Annotated in this window: 15 protein-coding genes, 2 pseudogenes and 1 other annotated feature; of the genes and pseudogenes, 12 read left to right on the forward strand and 5 right to left on the reverse strand. The window is 63.1% G+C overall.

What is annotated here, in order from left to right:
* On the forward strand, positions 1 to 278 hold a 278-nt coding region (locus tag AB0H12_RS30875), incomplete at its 5' end, for an IS30 family transposase (protein WP_499627928.1).
* Between the two features lie 7 nt (positions 279 to 285).
* Here AB0H12_RS30875 and AB0H12_RS30880 read toward each other — a convergent pair.
* Positions 286 to 1,220 (reverse strand): annotated as a pseudogene (locus tag AB0H12_RS30880) (IS3 family transposase); the annotation flags it as partial.
* Positions 814 to 945, reverse strand: a sequence feature (AL1L pseudoknot). It overlaps the preceding pseudogene by 132 nt.
* Positions 1,221 to 1,988: 768 nt before the next feature.
* On the opposite strand from AB0H12_RS30880, the gene AB0H12_RS30885 reads away from it, so the two are divergent.
* The 3 genes and pseudogenes from AB0H12_RS30885 to AB0H12_RS30895 form a co-directional block, all read left to right on the forward strand.
* Positions 1,989 to 2,675, forward strand: a complete 687-nt coding sequence (locus tag AB0H12_RS30885) for a hypothetical protein (RefSeq protein WP_499627700.1) — start codon at positions 1,989 to 1,991, stop codon at positions 2,673 to 2,675.
* Positions 2,672 to 6,037, forward strand: coding sequence for an ATP-binding protein (locus AB0H12_RS30890; protein WP_499627702.1), 3,366 nt, complete (start codon positions 2,672 to 2,674; stop codon positions 6,035 to 6,037). Before AB0H12_RS30885 ends, AB0H12_RS30890 begins: the two co-directional genes overlap by 4 nt.
* Before the next feature lie 899 nt (positions 6,038 to 6,936).
* Positions 6,937 to 7,760 (forward strand): annotated as a pseudogene (locus AB0H12_RS30895) (phosphorothioated DNA-binding restriction endonuclease); the annotation flags it as partial.
* Positions 7,761 to 8,086: 326 nt separating this feature from the next.
* Here AB0H12_RS30895 and AB0H12_RS30900 read toward each other — a convergent pair.
* Complete coding sequence (locus AB0H12_RS30900; RefSeq protein ID WP_499627704.1) at positions 8,087 to 9,169, reverse strand: restriction endonuclease; 1,083 nt, start codon at positions 9,167 to 9,169, stop codon at positions 8,087 to 8,089.
* A 1,246-nt stretch (positions 9,170 to 10,415) separates the two neighbouring features.
* Positions 10,416 to 10,682: a hypothetical protein gene (locus AB0H12_RS30905; RefSeq protein ID WP_499627705.1), complete on the reverse strand. Its 267-nt coding sequence runs from the start codon at positions 10,680 to 10,682 to the stop codon at positions 10,416 to 10,418.
* A gap of 419 nt (positions 10,683 to 11,101) precedes the next feature.
* On the opposite strand from AB0H12_RS30905, the gene AB0H12_RS30910 reads away from it, so the two are divergent.
* From AB0H12_RS30910 to AB0H12_RS30930, 5 genes are all read left to right on the forward strand, one after another.
* Positions 11,102 to 12,001, forward strand: a complete 900-nt coding sequence (locus AB0H12_RS30910) for a RuBisCO large subunit C-terminal-like domain-containing protein (protein WP_499627930.1) — start codon at positions 11,102 to 11,104, stop codon at positions 11,999 to 12,001.
* A complete protein-coding gene (locus tag AB0H12_RS30915; protein WP_499627707.1) occupies positions 11,998 to 12,636 on the forward strand; it encodes a histidine phosphatase family protein in 639 nt (212 codons plus the stop codon). The genes AB0H12_RS30910 and AB0H12_RS30915 overlap by 4 nt, the downstream gene beginning before the upstream one ends.
* Positions 12,637 to 12,809: 173 nt before the next feature.
* Positions 12,810 to 13,754, forward strand: a complete 945-nt coding sequence (locus AB0H12_RS30920) for a hypothetical protein (RefSeq protein ID WP_499627709.1) — start codon at positions 12,810 to 12,812, stop codon at positions 13,752 to 13,754.
* Positions 13,741 to 14,211, forward strand: a complete 471-nt coding sequence (locus AB0H12_RS30925) for an RpiB/LacA/LacB family sugar-phosphate isomerase (protein WP_499627711.1) — start codon at positions 13,741 to 13,743, stop codon at positions 14,209 to 14,211. The genes AB0H12_RS30920 and AB0H12_RS30925 overlap by 14 nt, the downstream gene beginning before the upstream one ends.
* Before the next feature lie 842 nt (positions 14,212 to 15,053).
* The gene (locus AB0H12_RS30930; RefSeq protein ID WP_499627713.1) at positions 15,054 to 16,052 is read left to right on the forward strand and encodes an IS481 family transposase; all 999 of its coding nucleotides are present in this window, start codon (positions 15,054 to 15,056) and stop codon (positions 16,050 to 16,052) included.
* Between the two features lie 167 nt (positions 16,053 to 16,219).
* Here the strand turns inward: AB0H12_RS30930 and AB0H12_RS30935 are convergent, their stop codons facing one another.
* Positions 16,220 to 17,227, reverse strand: a complete 1,008-nt coding sequence (locus AB0H12_RS30935; RefSeq protein ID WP_499627715.1) for a TRM11 family SAM-dependent methyltransferase — start codon at positions 17,225 to 17,227, stop codon at positions 16,220 to 16,222.
* A 471-nt stretch (positions 17,228 to 17,698) separates the two neighbouring features.
* Here AB0H12_RS30935 and AB0H12_RS30940 point away from each other — a divergent pair, with 471 nt between their 5' ends.
* The 3 genes from AB0H12_RS30940 to AB0H12_RS30950 all read left to right on the forward strand — a co-directional run bounded on the left by AB0H12_RS30940 (position 17,699) and on the right by AB0H12_RS30950 (position 20,701).
* Positions 17,699 to 18,748 carry a tyrosine-type recombinase/integrase gene (locus AB0H12_RS30940; RefSeq protein WP_499627716.1) on the forward strand — a complete coding sequence of 350 codons (1,050 nt, stop codon included), beginning with the start codon at positions 17,699 to 17,701 and terminating at the stop codon, positions 18,746 to 18,748.
* A complete protein-coding gene (locus AB0H12_RS30945; protein ID WP_499627718.1) occupies positions 18,749 to 19,075 on the forward strand; it encodes a helix-turn-helix domain-containing protein in 327 nt (108 codons plus the stop codon).
* Positions 19,076 to 19,618: 543 nt separating this feature from the next.
* On the forward strand, positions 19,619 to 20,701 hold the full coding sequence (locus AB0H12_RS30950; protein WP_499627720.1) for a hypothetical protein: 1,083 nt from the start codon (positions 19,619 to 19,621) through the stop codon (positions 20,699 to 20,701).
* Here AB0H12_RS30950 and AB0H12_RS30955 read toward each other — a convergent pair.
* Positions 20,617 to 21,342: a hypothetical protein gene (locus AB0H12_RS30955; protein ID WP_499627722.1), complete on the reverse strand. Its 726-nt coding sequence runs from the start codon at positions 21,340 to 21,342 to the stop codon at positions 20,617 to 20,619. The genes AB0H12_RS30950 and AB0H12_RS30955 overlap by 85 nt on opposite strands.
* Between the last annotated feature and the right edge of the window lie 21 nt (positions 21,343 to 21,363).

Consider the following 21,363-nt stretch of genomic DNA (forward strand, 5'->3'; position numbering starts at 1 on the left):
GGCACGCGCAGCTGCGGATCGAGACCGGGTTGACGGTCTACTTCGCCGATCCGCACAGCCCGTGGCAGCGCGGCACGAACGAGAACACCAATGGCCTGCTGTGCCAGTACTTTCCCAAAGGAACCGACCTCTCCCGATGGGACTTCGACGAGATCGAAGCCGTCGCCGCCGCACTGAACAGCAGACCTCGCAAGACCCTCGGCTGGAGGACGCCTGCGGAAGCCTTGAACGATCATCTATCCTCGCTCCAACAAGCCGGTGTTGCGACGACCGATTGAATCCGCCCTGGCTGCCCGCGTCGGAGTGGTGGACCAGGCCGGGGCCTGCGGGGCGGCCGGCGTGGTCGCGGGTCCACAAGGCCATCTCCAGCGCGTCGAGCACCAGGCCGGTGCGCATCCGGGTGTCGGCCTTCCAGCCCACGATCCGGCGGGAGAACACGTCGATCACAAACGCGACGTAGACGGTGCCCGACCGGGTGGCCACGTAGGTGAAGTCGGCCACCCACAAGGCATTCGGGCGTTCGGCCGTGAACCTCCGATCGACCAGGTCACCGGCGCGCACGCCGTCCGCGGCGGGAACGGTGGTGCGCTTGGCCTTGCCGCGCGTGGCGCCGGTGATGCCCAGCTCGCGCATCAGCCGCTCGACCGTGCACCTGGCCACACTGATTCCCTTGCGGTGCAGGGCCTGCCATACCTTCCGCGCCCCGTAGACCTCGTAGTTGTTCTTCCACACCGTCGTGATCTCGACCGACAGCCACTCGTCACGGCGAGCCCGCACCGACGGCGGACGCGACTTGGCCGCGTAGTAGCTGCTCGGGGCGATCGCGACTCCCGCCTGGCGCAGGACGGCGCAGATCGGCTCGACCCCGAATCGATCCCTGTGCACGTCGATGTAGGCGATCACCTGGTGTGTGGGCGGTCGAGCTCCGCCGCGAAGAAACTGGCCGCGGACTTCAGGATCTCGTTGGCCCGCTTGAGCTCCGCGTTCTCGCGCCGCAACCGCTTGAGCTCCGCCGCCTCGTCCGTCGTGGTCCCCGGACGTTGTCCGCCGTCGACCTCGGTCTGACGCACCCAGTTGCGCAGCGTCTCGCCGGACACCCCGAACTTCTCCGCGATCGAGCAGATCGCCGCCCACTCCGACCGGTACTCGTCACGGTGCTCCCGGACCAGACGCACCGCGCGCTCCCGCACCTCGACCGGGTGCCGTGAAGGTCGTGCCATGACTCCATCCTCTCAAGGAATGGAGCCTCCACCACAACCGGAGCGCTTCATGGTCGCGGTCGAACGAAACTCAGGTCACCAGCAGCAAGCCCACCCGACCCCAGGAGGTCAGGAGCAGGTAAATGATCAATCCGAGTTCCTGACCGAACGTGAAGTGGAACGGTCCACCATCCGGATTGTCCGCGAGTTGAGCAGGCCGCCCCGCTCACGCATCAAGATCAGGACTTCGAACGCCCCGCGAGCGCGTCACGCGCCTACCTACGCACAGGTTCGTCTCCCAGGCGGGAGTACTGAAAGCTTGGAACAGGGGCCGACCAGCAGATTATCGCAGCAGTCCAGTGGTCGAAGGCCGCTTGGGCTCCAGCTGTCCGAGTGAGTGACTAGCGGTGGGCGGAGCGTGACCGAACCGCCCACCGCTTACCTGCTGCTCGGCTCCGGTGCACCCTGCCGAGACCGGACACGTTGTGCACTTGATCGGGCGGCTCCCTGCAGCTGTTTGCCTCGTCTTGTCGGCCCTCGGCGTAGCGTGCATGGTCATCGCGAAGGGAGTCGCGGAGATCGGTCGGTCACGCTGCCACAGGTGGTTCTGCTGGGAAGCATGGCACGGGTATCCCGGCCCCGGTGAGGTACGCATGAAGAAGATCGGCGTGGGTCCGCACGTCGGCGACAACGGTTTCGCTGGGACTGTAACGCTCCGCGACGTAGACCGATGTGCCTTTTGTAGGCAGTGCGGAGGTTGCGGATCGGCTGACCGGAGTATCAATGAACGTGGATACCGCTGAGCAGGACCGTCTGATCGAAGCGATCATCGGGCCTGCTAGTGAGGCCTACTACTCGGATCGAGTGCGATCGAGTGGGGCGGCACGAGTCAGGGCGCAAGCTGCCCAGTCCGCCACCACGGTGTTCTTTGGCGGCCTTGTTGCAACCTTCACTGCCACCGCATTGGCGGAGCGGCCACTTGAAATCCGCATCGCGGGATTCGTGGCTGTGGCGCTATGGTTGAGTGCGGGAATTTTGTACCTGTGGGCAGTGGCCGCGCCTGTGCGCGAATCGACTGACGGCCGTCATGTGAAAAGTCGGCACGAATTGATAGCCCACGTTCTGAAGAAAGCCGACAATGAAGCGAAGCAGGTGGACACCCGGCAGCGGTGGGCCAATTTAGTTGTCCTGCTTGCGATGACTGCGACTGTGGCCTGCTTCGGTCTGTTTGTCTTCGGCTCCGCTGACAGAACAGCTCACGGCGAGCTGGTGGTGAGCTCTAAACAGGTCGAAGAGCTGAAAAAGCTCTGCGGTGCACTCGAGGACCGAATAAAAGGTTTAATTGACAAAGAGTCTCTTGGTGCACAGTTTGTCAAAGTTGACGTGGTCGCTAGCGGGTGCAATCCGGTGAAGTTTACATTGCATGTTCCTAGGGGCGAAGTGATCGCCATTCTCCTGGAGGGATCTGCAGGATGAACGAATCTGTGCATGTGCTCCCCTTGTTCGGCGGTTCTACTGATCCAGAGGTGCTTGACGCCCTCCGGAGATGTACGAAAACACACGTCGACAAAGCAAGCCAACTCGGCGGAATTATCGATCTCGTTCTTCTTTTCAGTGCAGGGTCTGCTCATTTTGTCGACGGCCGAGGTGGTGCTCTCGTAGATGCGATACTTGAAGGTTTCGTGGATGCGGGAGCCGCTGACCTGCCAGTAATCGTCCCAGTCCCGGGGCCTGGTGATGTCTGCTCTGTTCCTCAGGGGCGCATGCTGTTCGATGCGCTTGTGAACCGATGGCCTGAAATCGGGGAAAGGCTGTGGTCGGGGGAACAGGAGGACGTCCTTGAAGGGATTGAGGGGTCTGTTTTCTCAAGCTTCAACTCCTGGCGGCAGGGCTTCTTTGAAGATCCACCTTTTTGGCGAAGCGGTGCCCTACCGGGTGAGGGTAGCTTCCTGGTCGAATCTGCTGACCGGAGTCTTGGCATCGCTGTCGTCAATTCAGTGTTTCGCGACGTCGATGGACGGCCGCTTGGCGGGCGTGGCACTCTCGTGAGCCCACAGCTGGATAAAGTTGCCGGAGGCTCATGGGAAAGCTGGGTCAACCAGAATGATCTGACCATCGTGGCTTCTGGTGTCGCCGTACCTCCGCCGGACTTGCTTGATGGTGGTGCACCCACGCTGCTCATCGCGGGGCAGCACCTCGCGGCCGAGCAGCAGCGCGGCCAGCGGAACTGGTTTGTCGTGAACTCCGAAAACTCGGCGCTGCTGAGGATCGAGTTCAGCGATGAGCGTCCTACGCGAGTTGAGGAGATCTCGGGCTCACGAAGCAGAGGTGTCGGACTTCTACGTACCAGTAATAAAGTTTCCACGAAATCCAGAAGCGAGACGGATCTCAGCGATGGAGCCGATGCAGAGCAGGCGCTGTCGGAATTCTATCGCCAGCTTGAGTCCGGACAGATGATCGCGGTAGTAGTTTCGGGTCTCGACGGCAGCGATGCCGGTGAGCTCGATTCAATCTTCCATCAGTTGGCGATTGATGCGTTCGGTCGAATGCCGCAGCCTCAACCTACGCAGGATGAGATTTGGCGCGCTGCGCGCGATCGGCTGAGTGAAAGCCAGTTGACTGCGCGTTTTCAAGGGCTGGCCGGTGTCGATGGAGTCAACTATCCGGATTTATACCGGGTCTTCAACTCGCCGTGGTGGCGTACCTATGACTTCTCGGCGACTGGAGCGTCCAGGTCATTGGTGTCCGCGTTCCCCTCCATGTTGCTGACCAATGCTATTGCGGAGAAACCCGCCGGGCGCAAGGGTGCCATCGAGATAATTGTTATGAATGGAAGTTTCGATGGCGGGGTCGAATCGGTCGAGTTCGGCTCTTCGTTGCTGGAGTCGGCAACCGCTCGTTCGATGTGGTTCCACCGCCTGAAGGCGGAATTAGCGTGCCATCCGGTGGTATTCTTCGCTGATTCCGCTCACAGTGCTTCGCTGTGGAACGTTCTCGCCTCGTTGACCGTGTCGTCTGGGCAAGATTATCCTCGCTTCGTGGTTGCGCCGAAAGCGGATCTCTCCACAGCGTCCCGCCTCAAGCACAATGATCTCATTCACATTGCAGAGTCGCCCACCGAGTTTTCTCGGTCGAGGCTGCTTCCGGGCGATCAGCGGCTCTTGCAGGGCAAGCGACGTCTGACGGAGTCGCTGGCGATACGCAATGAAGCCACTGGCATTTCACTCGTCTCGACGATGCTGGGCAATATGAAGAACGGTTCTAAGGAATTTCTGAAAGGTCGAGAGCCTGACTGGGGTGACATAACCGGAAGCTTTGCGGCGACGCTGTCGATGACGGACAGGGTTCTACGCGGACGCGAAAAATTTGCGTCTGGGGCTCCCGCGATAGTTCTCTTACGCGGAGGCGCCGGGTCGGGCAAGACGACCGCGATGATGCAATGTGCTCACCAGCTTCATCGCGACGGAAAAGTTGTTGGATGGATTGATCGATCGGCTACCAAGTCGCTCGAAAAGATTCGCGCCGAAGCGGCCGAGCTGGAGCTCGATGCAATATTCGTCGATGATGTTGACATATTCGGCAGAGGCGCCGCCGAAATGATGCGGGAGTTCGCACGAGGAGGAAAGACCGTAGTGTTTGCCGCGGTCAGGAGCACTAGGATCGAGTTCATTCCAAGTGCCCTTCCAGCGGTGGAGATCTACGCGGATGACCCGCTCGATGATGATGACCTGAAGGCCTTGATCAAGGTCTTGAAGAGCAATGGCCTTGATGGAGTGCTGAAGCGGTACAAGTGGTCACCTGAGAAGCGGATGCAAAAGCTGCGCGAAATGTGCGAGCGAAGCCTGCTGGCCGCAATGATTCAAATTGTCACGGGCAAGCCATTTGAAGAGAAGGTAAAAAGCGAGTTCGAGGAGCTCGACTCTACCCAGGCGCAAGTGTACGCCGCCGTGTGCATTCTTGAGTCAGCTGAAGTCTACAAGAGTCGTGGAATCGATTTCGTGGACCTGTTGCAGGTGGTTTCCCAAGGGGCTGCCATCTCCGTGGTGCGAGATGCGATTAGATCGTTGGTGAGATCGAGGCTTGTGGTGCAGGATGCAAGCGGATTGATACGCTGCAGGCAACGAGCAATTGCGGACACCGTTGTTCAGGTAGTCCTGAAGAAGCGTCCTGAGCTGATGGGCAGCGTAGTGAAGGAGCTGCTCTACTTTTATGCGGGTTATGCGGGACACATTCGTGACAGTAATGATCCCTATCGCCGCACTATGATCCGCTTGTTGAACCACACGATGATGATCGACTTGCGCTTGCCGGACGCTATGGTGCGCGATGTGTACGACTCGGTCCTCGTTTTTCTTGAGGACGACTTCCACTACTGGTTACAGCGTGGCGAGTTCGAACTGCAGCGCAACTGTCTTGACGTCGCTGCCAACTATTTCCAGGCAGCGCGAGGCTGTGGTGGAGATGGTGACTACAAAGTCGACACTGGCTGGGCTTCTGTTACTCTGCGCCGGTCGGCGAGATATCCTGAGGATTCTGCACAAATTCGGGCTGCGCTTGACGTTTTGAAGACTTTGGAAGGGGTCTGCCGTAGTCGTGGCACGTCTTCAGAACACAGCTTCGTGGTAATGATAAGAGTGGGGACTGAATGGCTTGAGAAGGTCCACAAGAGCCTTCTTGACGAGGACTTTTCTTTTGCGGTCGGCATAATTCGGGGTGTTATCGATCTTGGGCGCAAGATACGCCTTCGTGACAATAACTTGCAGTTCGACGGCGCGATGCGCGCGTACGAGCCGAGGTTGATGGCCGTGATTGACCGCCACCAGGGGATCCCGACCTAGCCCGGAACTTTCACGTGGGTGACGTCCCGGCTTGAGAGCGTGTCCGGTGGCGGTCGGGCGTCCCACGATGCGCATCTCGGGCAGCTGTTCTGGGTGTCCCACGCCGCGGCGCACCGGGTCGTCGACACCGTCGGCCCCACTGCTCGCCTTGGCCCCGGTCCAGCGTCGGCATGTCGACCAGGTCGCGATCACAGACGGCACCCATGCACCCGTGCACCCGTGCACCCGTGCAGACGATTTCGGCGGCGTATCGCTCTACTCAGCACAGCCGCCGCTAGTCCGACGACCATCGCTCCCACCAAGGTCCGCACGGCGCGCCCTCGGCCGGGATCGAGGTGGCGTCCGGCCAGAGAAGTCGCGTCTCCCGCATGTTCGGGATGGCCCGGCGGCTCGTGATCCTGGCGTCCCAAAACCCATCCCACCGACGACGGTGAGTGCCAAGAAGACGAACGCTGACTGGGATGCAGACCGCTGACCGAAGAAGAGCCGTTCGTCGTGGGCTCTCCGCCGGTGCGGACCAGCAGGTTGGCACTGCTGGGGTAGCCCAGGGCGCGGATCTCGGCGAGCAGCTGGGTGACCGGGACGTCGGGTTGCCGCGCCAGACGAGCACGCAGGGGTCGCGATAGGAGTCGACCATGCTGCGCCGGTATAGAGGCGGGCGCCGCAGATCCTCGGTCGAGGCGACGCGGCGCGTGTAGCGCTTGCCCGTGTTGAGCGATATGCAGAGCCGTCGTGCGCACTCCAGCAGCCCGACACCCTGGTCGAGCAGTCGTGGACCGCGGCGTGCGGCTGCAGAGCCCGCTCCTTCCCCACATGGGTGCGCCGCTGCGGCCCGACATACCAGCACCTGCTGTGCGCGGTCACAGTTTCTCCGCCGCCGCGACCAGGTTGGTCCACATGGTGGGAAGCGGTCGCCGCACAAGCCGCTGCTGGCGTTAGGGCGGTTGACGAACTCCGGCACAAGCACGCTGTCCTGGGCGGCGGACGCGGGGAAGCTGGCGGCCTTGATCCGGGACTTCGGTCCGCCTTCGACGACCCAGCCTGCGCAAGCCGCCGCGTACCCGTTCACCCGCCTGCGCTCGGACGGCATCTGGACCCTCGACCACGACGTGCCCATGGACCGTGTCCAGCCGCTCGCCGCCAAGAATGTCGTCGGCTGGCTGGACCGAGGCTCGAACGCGCCCTGCGCGACCCGCGCGTCGCCGCCGCGGCGGCCCGGCACCTGGTCGAGTCCGAGTTCCCGCCCACCGTCGCACCGGACGTCCTCGCTGCGGTCAGCCTGGACCCCGACACGGTCCTCGGCGCCACCGGCACACCGGCAACCCGACGACAGCGGCAGAGCTCGTGGCCCTCGGCGGTGCTGCAGGCGTGGGACCGGCAGTGCGCCTTCTGCGGCTTCGACGGACAACTCGGCGCGGCCACCGTCGGCGTCGAGGCCGCGCACATCCGCTGGTTCGCCTTCGGCGGACCCGACAACCTCGACAACGGCCTGGCCCTGTGCTCCCTGCACCACAAACTGTTCGACCACGGCGTCCTCGGCCTTAACCTCGACCTGCGCAGCACCGTGTCCGCCAAGTTCACCAGCCGCACCACCACGGGACGAACCATCTACCAGCTGCGCCAACGCCCACTCAAACCCAGACGCGGCACCACCCCACCCGCCCCGACCCACATCGCCTGGCACACCGACGAAGTCTTCAAGAAGCTGGCGCTGACCACCTGACCACCTGACGACCGGCCGAATCCTTGATGTCGACATCAAGGCAATGAGGAATCCCTCACCTCGCGGTGTTCGACTCGACCGCACCGGGCCCAGAAATCATCTTTGCCCAGAGAAGGCTCAGCGGTCGCCGCGAGAGCAGGAGCGCGGACATCGCCCCGGGTGTGCTGCAGTTCGGGCTTCTTGTGGAAGCCCGGACGTGCGCGGTGGACCGGTCAGAAGGTCGTCCGAGTGGATGCTTCCGGGCGATCGTCGCCCGTCCGGCAGGTGGTCCTCGAACGGTGTTCCTTCCTGCATGCACTGCGCGCTTGGGCCCGTCGGGCGCGCGGTCAGCCGGTCTCCTCCACCAGGGTCCACACCTGCTTGAGCGGGAGGTCGGCCCGCACGTCCGCGGGCAGCGCGGCGTAGTGCTGGAACACCCGCGCCAGGAGGTCTTCGGAGTTCCAGACTTTGATGGCGAACCGCTGTGTGGACAGGTACTGGCGGGCCTGTTTGGTGATGCCGCCCCAGGCGACGAGCAGGCCGACCGCGCCGTGGGCGGCCATCGCGCCCTGCAACTGTTGCACCACCGGGAGGCCGACCTGCCCCGCTTCGGACTTGACCTGCACCACGAGCCTGGGTTCGCCCAGGCCGAGTGTCCCAGTGCCGGCGATGATGTCGACGCCCTGATCGGTCCCCTCCGGGGAGACCTCGCAGGTGAAGCCGTCGGCCTGTAACACTGCCGCGGTCAGGTCGGCGAGGCGGTGTCCGGCGAAGGTCTCGATCAGGCGGCTGGCGATCCGGTCGATGGCGTACTGCTCGACGTCCACCCCGAGCTGCGCTGAGTCGGTGGCATCGTCGACCGCGTCGTCACCGGCGCCGTTGCTCTTCCTGCCCGTTTTGACCGACGCCATCGGGGTGCGCGAGCCGGGGTCACGACCGTCGGTGAGCAGCTGCTGCAGGCGCCAGGCGGCGTCGTTACGGGACAGCTCGCACACCGTGGAGAAGGCGCCGAGGGAGTACAGCAGGTCCTGCTTGATCACCGTCCGGGGCAGGTCGGTCACCAGCCACTCCACCGGTCGCACGTGCCGCCGTTCGGGTTCGAGTTCGCCACCCAGGTACCGGTAGCCGCCGGTGACCCGGCCGATCGCGATGTGCGGCGAGGACTTCAAAGGCATCACGACCAGATCGCCGACACTGATCCGCTCACGCAACGCCCACAGTTGGGCGGTGAAGTTCCGGGCGGCCTGGTCCTTGGCGTCAGGCTTGGCGACCAACACCTCGTCGAGCACGGCGTCACGGGTGGCAGCGCCGCTCAGGTCGACCACGCCGCCGAACCCACCACCGGTGTGCCCGGTGGTCAGCGCCCACCGCTCGCGCTCCCCCGCCTTCCCCGCCCGCACCAGCCACGTCTGCACCCAGGACCTCCCCACGACGCCACCCGGACGAGTGAGCCTAGTGCCCGAGCCACGCGGTGCGGCTTGCGTCCGTGGTTGCGGCCTTTCCGCTCGGCTGCGACGGAAAGTCCCCGGTGGGCCGGATCTGCCGGGTTCAGGTCAATCCGAACGCCGTACTTGGTGGTGCGGCTCGCACGGCGGGGCACCGGTGGTTGGTGCAGGCGGGTCCGCCCGGGTCAGCGGCTCGCGTTAGACACCAATGAACCGCGCCCAACACCCGCCAATGCAGCCCAACTCCAGCGAAGTACAGCCACAATGGAGCCTCACTCCGCCAGCATGGTCCGGCCGTTTCACTGACCAGCACAAACAGAGAATCAGCACGTCAGCCGGTGCCTTTTACTGCCGTTTGAAGCGATTACATGTCGTTCAACTCCACCGCCTGCTCCAGATCTGCTCCACCCACCTCAGCATGAATGACGGCAGAGGCCGGACTCAAACGTCGAACATGCGTTCCCACGTACGGTGGCGAACTCGGTCCGCATCCGCAGCGCCGACGCCAGCCGCCCGGCCAATCGTGCGCCCCAGTCGTGCGACGCCGCCGACGTCGCCTCGCGCCGGAACGCCCGAGCTCGCCGGGTCGCTCAGGTCGTAGCTGAGCGCCAAATAGCACCTCTGCTGCGCGGACTCGAAATCGCCTCGTTGTGCTTGCCTATTGAACCGGCACAACGACGGCCTGATCGGACGCAGCTGGACAGCGGATGACCGGGGAACGCACCCTCATCGCTGCACGGGCGCTGTTCAATGAACTGTGACGTCGAGCCAGTGCTCAAACACCTCGATGTCCTTCGCTCCGATGCGGGCCTTGACCAGCGCGCGGTGCACGTCCTCGAACTGTGTGCGAGTACTGCCCGCGTCGCTCGCCAATCGCAAGCCAGCGACGGCTCGACTACATGGCGAGACCGGCGTGCACTGGCCCGTTCACGAGTGGTGTCGGTGACTTCGCAAGCTGGCACGCCCGGCAGTCCACGGCCTGCCGGGCTTCCGCGAGTGGGCAGTTCCACCACGTACATTTTGTGAGCATTGCTCGACATATTTGGACGGAGTTCGCCGTGGATTCGAAGACACGCCTGGGAACGTCAGGTATGACCTGCTCATACGACAGGGCGGCATAACGTGGCGCATTTTTCTTTATCTACGTCGAGACCGTCGATGTCCGGGGTCAAACAATGTTTGGCGAGACGCAACGTTAAGTAACAGCACGTGATCGATGCGTTACGTCCGACTACGCACCGCACACGCGGCGATTCAGCTTGTTACCCAAGCCGACCAATTCTTCCTCGATCGGGTGATACATCCCCGCCAGCCGCAACCTGGTACAGCAAAAGAAGATAATCACATGACTAGCATAAACGATCGCAACAGTCGGGATCGTTGCAATATGCGCAAATTTCGAAACTTGCGTTGACTGATCGCCAAGCGGAGCCGCACGTATGCACGTTAGAATATACTTATCCTCCGGTGAAAAAAATTCGGAATCATCGACCATCACGATAGGTAGAATCACACGAAAGGAGAGGCGATTGCGGCAAGTTGCGCTGGACTCGGAATGCCGGTAGTCGAACCCCATATTGGAGGGTACGAGTGCGTGCAACATACTATCTTGAATCCTGTATAGACATTCGATTTGTCGCCGAGCAAATCGCTAAAGAACAAAGCGGTGGCCATAGCCGATCGTGGGACGGAATATCGAATAGGTCCAGAGAAGCCAACAAGGCTTTCGTTGTATCAGTCGACACCGTTGAAGCGCGCGGCAATTCGCTTCCCCTATATCACGCTCGACCGGTCGACCAAACCTTTATCGGACGGTCGGCAGCAAGAGTCATTATAGATTATGAAAATTTGACTCCTGATTCCGGAATAATAGAGATTCTCAATGTTGCTCTCGGCGAGTGTCAACATCTAGCGGTGGTGTCCGCGCTCCGCTTGGAAGACATTTCACTCCCAACTGCACCTAACTCCAAGTTCCCGGGTCCACCAGATTTTGTAGATAGGTTGGTTGCAGATTCCGGTCGACGATCTTTTGTTTGCGCTCCTATTAAACCTTCTGGCCCGCTTGAACCTTCCGAAGCCGCGCATTTGGCATATGAAGCCGCGCTAGGCGGTGCAGACATAATTAAGGATGACGAGCTATCGGCTACTCATCCCGAGTTTGACTTCGCGAAGCGCTATCAAACGGTGTATGCAGCTATAACCCGTGCAAGAAATGAGACAGGCGAGTCCAAACTGTACGTCGCTAACGCAATATGCCCAATGGTCGACCTAGAAAAAAGGGTCGACGTTGCTACGAAATGCGGCGCGGATATGCTCCTAGTAGCTCCAGCATTGCAGGGCCAAGACGTTGTTTCATTTCTGCGGACGAGGGTACCGGAAACTCCTATTGTCGTGCACGGCACCTATCAAACGGTTGCGTCCCGACTAAAAAGCTACGGGCTGTCACTCGCTCTTTGGCTAAAGATTCAACGGCATGCGGGCGCGTCAGCAGCGGTTTTGCCTTCCGCCTTTGGATCCTTCGGCTATTCGCCTACAGAAACTTCGTCTTTCCTAGCAGCATGTGCAGATCCAATTGGACGGTTCAATCAATGCCTTCCCCTTCATTCTGGATCCGTTTCGCCAGCTACCGTTTCTAACTTGCATAAACTGTCGCCCTATCTGCCGGCAGGCTATACGGCTGGATCAGCCATTTTCGACCATCCCGAAGGGCCGCGTACAGGAGCTCGTGCAATGCGAACTGCTGTGGACCACATAGAGGTACCGACAGATAAACCCGACATGTGGACCCCTATTGCCGAAGATGGGTATGCCATATGAAATCGGTATCACTGATACTACGCCATGCGCCCACTCAGATGAACATGGATAGGATCTGGCAAGGGGGCGAGATTGATCCTCCCCTGTGTGCAGAGGGGATCGCTGCTTCGAAATCAACAGCACTAGAGTTGCATCCCATTTTTAATGGACAGCAAGTTAAGTTCCGAGCTTCTTCTATGCTTAGAGCAGTTCAGACGGCTGAGATTCTCGCCGAAGGTATCCGGCGCGGTTCCCAGATCACCACCTCAGCACTTCTGTCAGAAGCGAACATTGGCGAACTGAGCGGACTAGGGGAACCAGAGATAAAGCAGCGGTATCCGACAGAATACGCCGAATGGTGCAGAGGAGGAATACTAAGCTACCCAGGCGGAGAGTCTGCTGAAGCAATTCTTTCCCGGGTTGCCATTGCTCTCCCGTCAATTTTTGAAGACCGAGCGACCGTGACTGTGACTCATGAGGTGATACTTCGCGCCATACGGCGCATAGTTGGCCTACCTCCGCTTGCATCCCAGTCGCACTTGAGCGGCATAATTTTCCGCGTTGCAGAAGAATCTGATGGACCGTCGAGCGTTTGGCAAAATTATTACCTGCCTTGGGCTCGAACGGACCACAACCTGGACGGCAAGAAAGCATGAGAGGTCATCGGGAGTATACAGCGGAACGACGTGTGAGGATCGCTGTAGCATATGCTGTACTAGCCTCAGGAATCCTCCTTATTACTAGTCCGGCTTGGCTATTTACTGACCCGTCCCAGCGTGGCGTTCAGAATGCGCTATCCGGCCTTGCTGGCGCCCTAATTGGGTTCGCAGTGACCTCCTTAGTGTCAGAAAAACTCAATCCTACGTTGGATGCCGTATACGAGGTATTTGATCTCCATACCGACTCCGAGCGCGAAGGAACTTTTCGCTCAGCTATTCATGAGGAAGTAGTTCGGGCAGTTGGTCAGGTGACTGCCAGCGCGGTTGACTTTGGCCCGAGAGGGAAACTGTTCTCTAAACTGGAGATTACATCAGTACACGAAGAGTTGAGAGTTCAGTCTATCTCGATGTCGCAAAAATGGCAGTTTGCACAACTACTTGAAGAGCTGTTCAAGAAGAATGCCGAAGTTAGAGTGAGGATACTTCTGATCCATCCATATTCGCCACATGTACCTCTTCGTGAGGCAGATATTGGTTTTACTCCGAATACCATCCGCAACCTGGTCGAAGAAACTATCTTGCCTTTGGCGAGCCTACGGAGTGAGCAGAACGTGGCGGACCGACTTCAGGTAAGAGGCTACTACAGCACACCTCATTATGGATTGATTGTGTGCGATACAACTCGGTGTCTTGTCACCTTGTCCCGTGAAGGCCGCGGCGGTGATCAAAATTTCGCGATCTTTTTTGACGGATCTACACAGCCTAGTGCTTCCATGATCGGCGATCTGGAACACGGGTTCGACAATAGATGGGAACATTCATTCAACCTGATGGAACCGCTTATCTTGACCGTAGAAGTTCTCGTATCGACTGAAAAAGATAAGCTCTCGATTAAGCTTGTCAGCGAAGTGCCTCTAGATGTTCCTTCAATCAAATTCAAGTGTCTAAATGCGGTCGTTGAATCGATCGAGAATAGGGGTGACTCTGTCGATGTCGAGCTTCGACACCTCGGTCGAAGTGAAAATATCGGTGTAGACGTCGTGCGAGCACTCTCGCATGACGGCCATTCTTGGCTGGCCAAGCCTGTGGGAGTTGTAGTAAATGTCCATCAATAAAGCGGCGACAAACAAGACGGAGAGTCTATTGGTCGGCTCGGACATTGTGGGAACCGAACTGGCGGATGCACTTTGCGAAAGTCTAAAAACATCTTTCCTTGTGACGCGACTATCTACTCCCGCTGATGGCAACTACGCCGCTATTTCTCGTCGGCTGGGAAACGCTGTCATCGAAGCCTCAGGTACACGTGGTTTGCTAGTTTGCGGGACCGGGATTGGTGTTTGCATCGCGGTAAACCGACTACCAGGAGTCCGAGCAGCAGTATGCCATGATATTATTTCCGTGCGACGATCCGTTCTTTCGAATGACTGCCAGGTGCTATGCTTTGGATCTCGCATCATAGCTCCCCATAGTGCCATAGAGCTGGCGAGGGAGTGGCTTAGCCTGCGATTCAATCCGACAGATTCGAACAAGTCGGCGTGGAAAGTTCGACAGATCGATGAAGCAGGTGTTTGAAGGCATGTCTGTGAGTCTTCTACAACCCCGTCCAGCGTTGAGGCGGAGTGCGAGGACGGCCCTGGTCAGGTCGTTGATGCGGGTGGTGGTGTAGCGGAGTTTTCGCAGCAGCCGCAGTGCCTCGAGAAAGGCAGCCTGATACGGTTTCCTCGGCCAGGGGCGCCATAGGCCAGTCGACGAGTTCTGCCACGATCGTGGGCATGGCCGTCTCGGACACACCTGCGTCAGATCGTCCGCTGGTGCGAATAGAGCATCCCCTCGCACGCCCGTCACCAGGTCCGCGTCGAGTACACCTTGCGCCGGTCGAACGTGACGATTCTGGAGTCCAGAACATCCTGGCGCGAGGAATTCGGCTCGGAATGAACCCGGCGCTCGATCGCCCAACAGCGCTACGACAGCACGCGGTGGTGGCTGCACCGGCCGAACAGCAACAACCGCTGATACCGGCTCCAGGACGTCCCCGCCCAGACCCGCCCCGGACCACTGCTCATCGTCATCGACGAACCCGGCCGCGCGTTTTGGTAGTCGCCCCGACAAACCGAGCTTGAATTTGAGGCACAGGAACCCGGCGACGAGCACGCCCACCGGCTCGACCTTGACCCAGTCGACGTGCCGCAGGTCGCCGAGGTTGGAAACTTCCGGAATTTGGGCGTCGAGGATGTATTCGATGTGCGGGTTGAGGTCGGCTATCCAGGTGATCCGGCCGCCGCCGAGGGCGGCTAGTTGTACTGCCCGGGGAGGTTGCGAACGTGGGGACACGTAGTCCGATGATCTTGGAATGAGGGAGGGCCTCCGGGTTCGGTGTGGATTGCGACGTCTACACCAAGCCGACGGAGGCCCTCGTGTCCCACCGTAACGCCCCGCTGTCCGAGACCGGCAGGCTGCGCCTGGCCCGGTGTGTCGTGGAGGACCGGTGGCCGCTGCGGCGGGCCGCCGAGCGTTTCCAGGTCTCGGTGTCCACGGCCAAGCGGTGGGCCGACCGCTACCGCGACCAGGGCGAGGCCGGCATGGCCGACCGGTCCTCACGGCCCCGCACCAGTCCGCGCCGGACACCGACCCGCACCGAACGGCGGATCGTGAAGGTGCGGGTGCTGCGCCGGTGGGGACCGGCCCGCATCGCGAGCCTGTTGGGCCTGGCGGCCTCCACGGTGCACCGGGTGCCGGTCCGCTACGGCCTGGCCCGCCTCGCACACCTGGACCGGGCCACCGGCCGCGTGGTCCGCCGCTACGAGCACGCCGCGCCCGGCGACCTGGTCCATGTCGACATCAAGAAACTCGGCAACATCCCCGACGGCGGCGGCCACAGGGCCCACGGCCGCGCGGCCGGCGGGCGCAACAGCTCCGCGCACCGCGACCCCGCCAGGCCCCGCGCGGTCGGCGGCCGCCCCAACCTGGGTTACGCCTACCTGCACAACGCCGTGGACGACCACTCGCGCCTGGCCTACACCGAGATCCTGCCCGACGAGACCAGGCAGACGGCGGCCGCGTTCTGGACCAGGGCGCAGACCTTCTTCCACACCAACGGGATCACCGTCAAACGGGTCCTGACCGACAACGGCTCCTGCTACCGCTCACACCTGTGGCGCGACACCCTCGCCACCGCAGGGATCAGCCACAGGCGCACCCGTCCCTACCGGCCCCAGACCAACGGCAAGGTCGAGCGGTTCAACCGCACCCTGCTCGACGAATGGGCCTACGCCCAGGCCTACCGGTCCGAGACCGAGCGCCGCGAGGCGCTGCCGCGGTGGCTGCACACCTACAATCACCACCGCGGCCACACCGCGCTCAAAGGCCTACCACCCGCCAGCCGCGTTCCCAACCTCACGGGGCAGTACAGCTAGTACGCAGTGGTCCAGGCCGCCGTAGCCAGTGCACAGTGACCCTACGACCGGACCGGCCCCGTTGGCTGTGCGGGCCCGACACTCCAGCCCCGACGTCACCGCCGGAGCCGGGGCGAGGGCGAGCGGACGTACCGTTCGTGGGCGAGGCGATCGGGGTGGGCGGTTGGTCATGCCGCCCGGCCTTGCTCACCCGGACTGTCGCTCGCGGCACCAGCAGACCGCGCCGAGCGGTTCTTCTTGAGGGCTGCCGCATCCGCCACAGAAACACCGGTGGCCACGTGTCCTGCGGTCTTGTACTGAGGTGTGCGGAAAACCAACACATCCTCGTGGGCGATGAGGTGCAGGGGCAGTCCGGCTTCGCGTTGTTTGCGGATGAAGTCGCGTTGGAAGAAGCTGCCGCGGGCCACGAGATCGGTCTCGGCGGCGCGGGCGAGCAGTGCGACGTTGCGCTCGAACGGGATCAGGCCGACGGCGCGTCCGCAGGCGAGGATCTGGGAGGGCAGGTCGATCAGTTCGGCGTGTTCGCGCCAGGGGCGGATGGTGATGGCGATGTGCCCGCCAGGTTTGAGGAAGGTGCGCAGGGCGGCGAGGATGCGGGTGAAGCCTGCCAGCAGGCGGTGGTGGCCGATGTTGGCGAGGTTGCCGCGGTCGAGGGTGTTGCCGTAGAGGTGATGGTACTTCTGCACCCCCGCGCCCGGCGCGACCGACACCTGCCCGTGGGTCGAGGGACCGTAGGGCGGGGAGGTCACCACCAACGCCGCCTGCCCGACGTACTCCTCCGGTAGCAGGGTGACGAGTTGTCGGGCGTCGCCATGGAAGACCCGCGCGTCGTGGTCGATGCCCTGCTTCCGCGCGAGGTCGAGGTTGGCGTTGGCGACCTGCACCCAGTGGGGTTCGTACTCCACGCCGACGGCGCGGCGTCCGAGGCGGACGGCTTCGACGAGGGTAGTGCCAATGCCGCACATCGGGTCGAGCACCAGCTCGCCGGGCCGCGTGTAGTGGGTGACGGCGTGGCGGACTACCTCGGGCAGCATCTTGGCCGGGTGCGCGGTCGACTCGGGGACGTAGGTGTTCTTGCGCTGGGCGGCCGGTGACGCCTGCGCGGTGGTCCACACCGAGACCGCAGGCGGCTCGGACCGGTCGCCTTGCGGGTCACCGCCCGGCGCCGTGTCCACAGGGTTGTCCACAGCAGTGTGTAGGGCGTCGAGCCCGTCGGTGAGCGTGCGCGGGACGCGACGGGTCGGCTCGTCACCGATCGCGCCGGTGATGCCGGTCGGGGTGTTGGCGTCAGTGTCGGCGGAGGTCCGGGTGGGGTGATGTTGCGTCACGGGTTTGCCTTCCTAGCGGTACGGGCCTGGTCGGGCTGAGTGAGAAGTACGCGGCGTGCTCATCGGACGTCTTCATTCCGCACGGGTTCGTCCGTCGGAGGTTGGTGGTCGTGTGCGACAACCCGCGAGTTCTCGCGTCCGGTGTGGACGTTCCGGGGCGATGTGATCGCCTGGACATGGGCGTGTGTTCCCGTTCGGGCGATCTTGAGGCGTGATGACTCAACTTCAGAATTCATGAGCCGATCTCCATGTGGTCGAGGTTGTTACTGCGGTCATGAAGGCGAGGGCGGCGGGTTGGCGCTGGCAGCGGTACGCGACATGCGCGAGGTGCGGTCACCGACGAGTCCGGAGGAGCTCGTCGACTTCGAGACCGACGTGCTGGCCGGGTTCGTGCTTGCCCGCTCGTCGGCGGGATTGGCCGACAGCACCATCCGTGGCGACGTCGGACACCTGGATCAGGTGCGGGCATGGCTGGGCAAGCCGTTGTGGGACATGGAGCCCGAGGACGCCGACGCCTACTTCGGGCGGCTGCTGCGTGGAGTTCCCAGCGGCACTCGGCTGGCGCGGGCGCAGGCGATCACGACCTACTTCTCGTACCTGGAGCTGCGGCACCAGGCGGAGATCCACGCGATGACCGGCCGGGTCGTGACGTGCCCACTGGATGAGATGAACCGGCCACGCGGCGCCAAGCAGGCGAAGCTGCGGATCCCGCCGACCGCAGGTGAGACGGCGACGCTGTTCGCCGGCTGGTCGGCCGAGTTGGCGACCTGCCGCAAGTTCGCGCCGACGGCTCGCAACTACGCCGCCGCGCGGCTGATGGCCGAGGTGGGGCTGCGCGTCAACGAGGTGTGCGAGCTGGACCTGACCGACGTCAAGTGGCACCTGGGACGGTTCGGGAAGATCCACGTCCGGCACGGCAAGGGCTCGCGTGGTTCCGGGCCGAAGGAGCGGGTGGTGCCGCTGATCAACGGCGCCGACCGGACCCTGCGCTGGTACATCGAGGACGTGTGGGGCCACTTCGACGACGACCACACCCGCCCCGGGGCACCGCTGTTCCCTTCCGAACGAGCCGACGACGACGGCTCGAGCCCGCGGATCGGCGACGACGCGCTGCGCCGCGGCCTCGCCGACGCGGCGAAGGACCACCTGCCGAACTGGCCCGGCAAGCTCACTCCGCACGTGCTGCGGCACTACTGCGCCTCGCAGCTCTACCACGACGGCATGGACCTCGTCGCGATCCAGGAGCTGCTCGGCCATTCCTCGATCGCCACGACGATGCGCTACGTGCATGTCCATCGGACCCGGATCGAGGACGCCTGGGCCGCCGGTCAGTTGCGGGCCGCGCAACGACTGGAAGGGCTGATCTGAATGCGGTGGAATCTGCGCCTGGCCGCGGCGAACCGCGGTATCTGGAAGGCCTCGGAGCTGCAACGCAGCCTCGCCGAACGCGGCTTGGTGATCTCGGCCGGGAAGATGTCGGGCCTGTGGTCGGGCCAGCCGGCCTCGGTCAAGCTCGACGACCTCGACGTCATCTGCGCGGTCCTGGGCTGTCAGGTCGGTGAGCTGTTGTTGCCCGAACCCGACAAGGTCGCCCACTCCGGCGGTGACACGCACAGCGCACCGGCCGCGGCGGTGTCCGGTGCGATGCCGGTCGTGCCGCGGCGTCGCGACGGCCGTTCGCTGCCTCCGGCGTGACCGACGATGCGTGAGCACCGCCGCGCGGCCGGCTGCAGCGTCTGCTTCGGCTGGGGCGTGCTCCCTTGCGCCGGCGACATGTGCCGGCCGTGCGCGGAATTCACCGCCCGCCACCGCGACGTCGGCGCGTGCGCAGCGTGCGACCGACGGCTGGCCCTGTTGAAAGGCCATTGCCGGCCGTGCTGGGTGCAGGCCCGGCTGGACAGGCCGACCGGTCCCAACACGATGCTGCTGCCGCACGTGCGACAGGTTCGACAGCACCAGCTGTGCTTCACCGGCATGCCGCTGCAGCGCACCCCCGGACCGCGAACCGTCGACCCGGACGCGACACCGGATACGACGGCCCGGGCCGCGCGGCAGGAGGTGCAGCTGCTGTTGTTCGCCGACCTGCCCCGGGCCTACCGCTACGGCATGGTCGACCGGCGCGACCGCCGACCCCCGACCGACCCGTGGCTGCTCCGGGCCCTGCACATCGCCACGGCCATGGCCGAGACACGAGGTTTCAGCGCCCAGCTCACCCGGACCCTGACCCGCGACCTCACCATGCTGCTCACCCGCTACGACGAGGGCGAGCTGATCCGCTACTCGACCTACCATCCGGTACTGACGGGACGTGGCTCCAGCCTCGCCCAGAGCACCGAAGTCCTGCAGACCATGGGGATCCTGCTCGACGACCGCCAACCGGCCTTCGCGTGCTGGGTCGAGGAGAAACTCGCCGACCTGGCGCCCGGAATCCGCGACGAGACCCGCCGCTGGGCGCAGCTGATGCACACCGGTGGACCGCGCACCCGCGCCCGCAGCCATCGAACCCTGCGCGGCTACATCGACCTGCTGCGACCGGTATTGCTGGACTGGTCGTCCCGTCACGACCACCTGCGCGAGATCACCCGCGACGCGATCGTCGCCGCCGTCAACCCGCTCCACGGTGTCCGGCGGCAGATCACGCTCGTGGCGTTGCGGTCGCTGTTCTCCTGGGCCAAACGTCACGGCGTCGTGTTCGCCAACCCCGCCAGTGGTCTTCGCGTCGGCGACGTCGAGCGCACCGTCCTGCAACCCCTGACCGCCGGAGAGATCACCGGCACCGTCTGCGCCGCGACCACGCCCCAAGCGCGGGTCTTCGTCGTCCTCGCCGCCGTGCACGCAGCACGGCCCGGCGCGATCCGTGCCCTGCACCTGACCGACATCGACCTGGGCAACCGGCGCATCACCATCGCCGGCCGAACCCAGACCTTGAGCGAGCTGAGCCATCGCACATTGCTGTCCTGGCTGGAGCACCGCCGCACCAGCTGGCCGAACACCGTCAACCCGCACCTGATGGTCAACGCGATGACCGCGATCGGCACGAAATCGGTCAGCCATGTCTGGGCGAACCGAACACTGCAGGGACTGCCCGCGACGCTGGAGCGGCTGCGCATCGACCGGCAACTCGAGGAGGCACTCTCCAACGGCGCCGACCCGCTGCACCTCGCCGAGGTGTTCAGCCTCGACGCCAAGACCGCGATCCGCTACGCCGACTCCGCCCGCCAACTCCTGCGACGACCTCACGAAGACACCCCGGTCTCTTCCTCACCAACCGACCGGTCGACACCCGCAGATCGGGTCAATCCACCCGTGGGTTCGTCCTGAAAACGCATCACTTCGCGTGAACCCACGGGACTCTGCGGTTGGGCGAAGACGAGGACGTCGGAGTGGATGCGCCGATGCGGCGCGGGCAGTCCGCGCACCAGCGCCCGGTGCCGCGCACGGGCCTGTGCGTCGTCGGTGTCGGCGTGGTCCGACGTGCCGTCGCAGTGGTGGTCGGGTGGCGTGTCGGTGAGGTGGAGGCGGCCGTCACGGACGGGTGCGTGGACGGCGACGATGTGCTGGAGATAGAGCAGGTCGGCGTTCTGCCCGGCGGTCACCACGGCACCGGTCGGGTCGGTCAGCTCACCACTCGTCCAGTCACAGTGCGTGAGCACGGCGAGGATGCCTCCGGCTCGCAACAGGCGGACCGCGTGCGGTGCGACGAGGTCTGCCGCGCGGATACCGGAGCGGCGCGGGGTCAGGCTGGTGATGACCAGGTCCGCGCTGCCGGCGGTCGTCGACCGGCCGTGCTGCGCAGTGGCTTCGATGGCAACCGCCGGTGTCGTCGGGACGCTCGCGGAAGTCGGACCTGTGCCGTAAATGAAGTCGGCCCAGAAGGGGCGGGAGGCCGGGTCGGTCGCGGTCGGGGCGGTCGGGATGTGCTCAACGCGCACGGCCCGGTCGAGGTGTTCGATCGTGTGCACGGCGTCGGCGAGCTCGGGGTT

It is taken from the genome of Actinosynnema sp. NPDC023794 (genome assembly GCF_040639675.1).
Classification (GTDB): domain Bacteria; phylum Actinomycetota; class Actinomycetes; order Mycobacteriales; family Pseudonocardiaceae; genus Actinosynnema; species Actinosynnema luteola.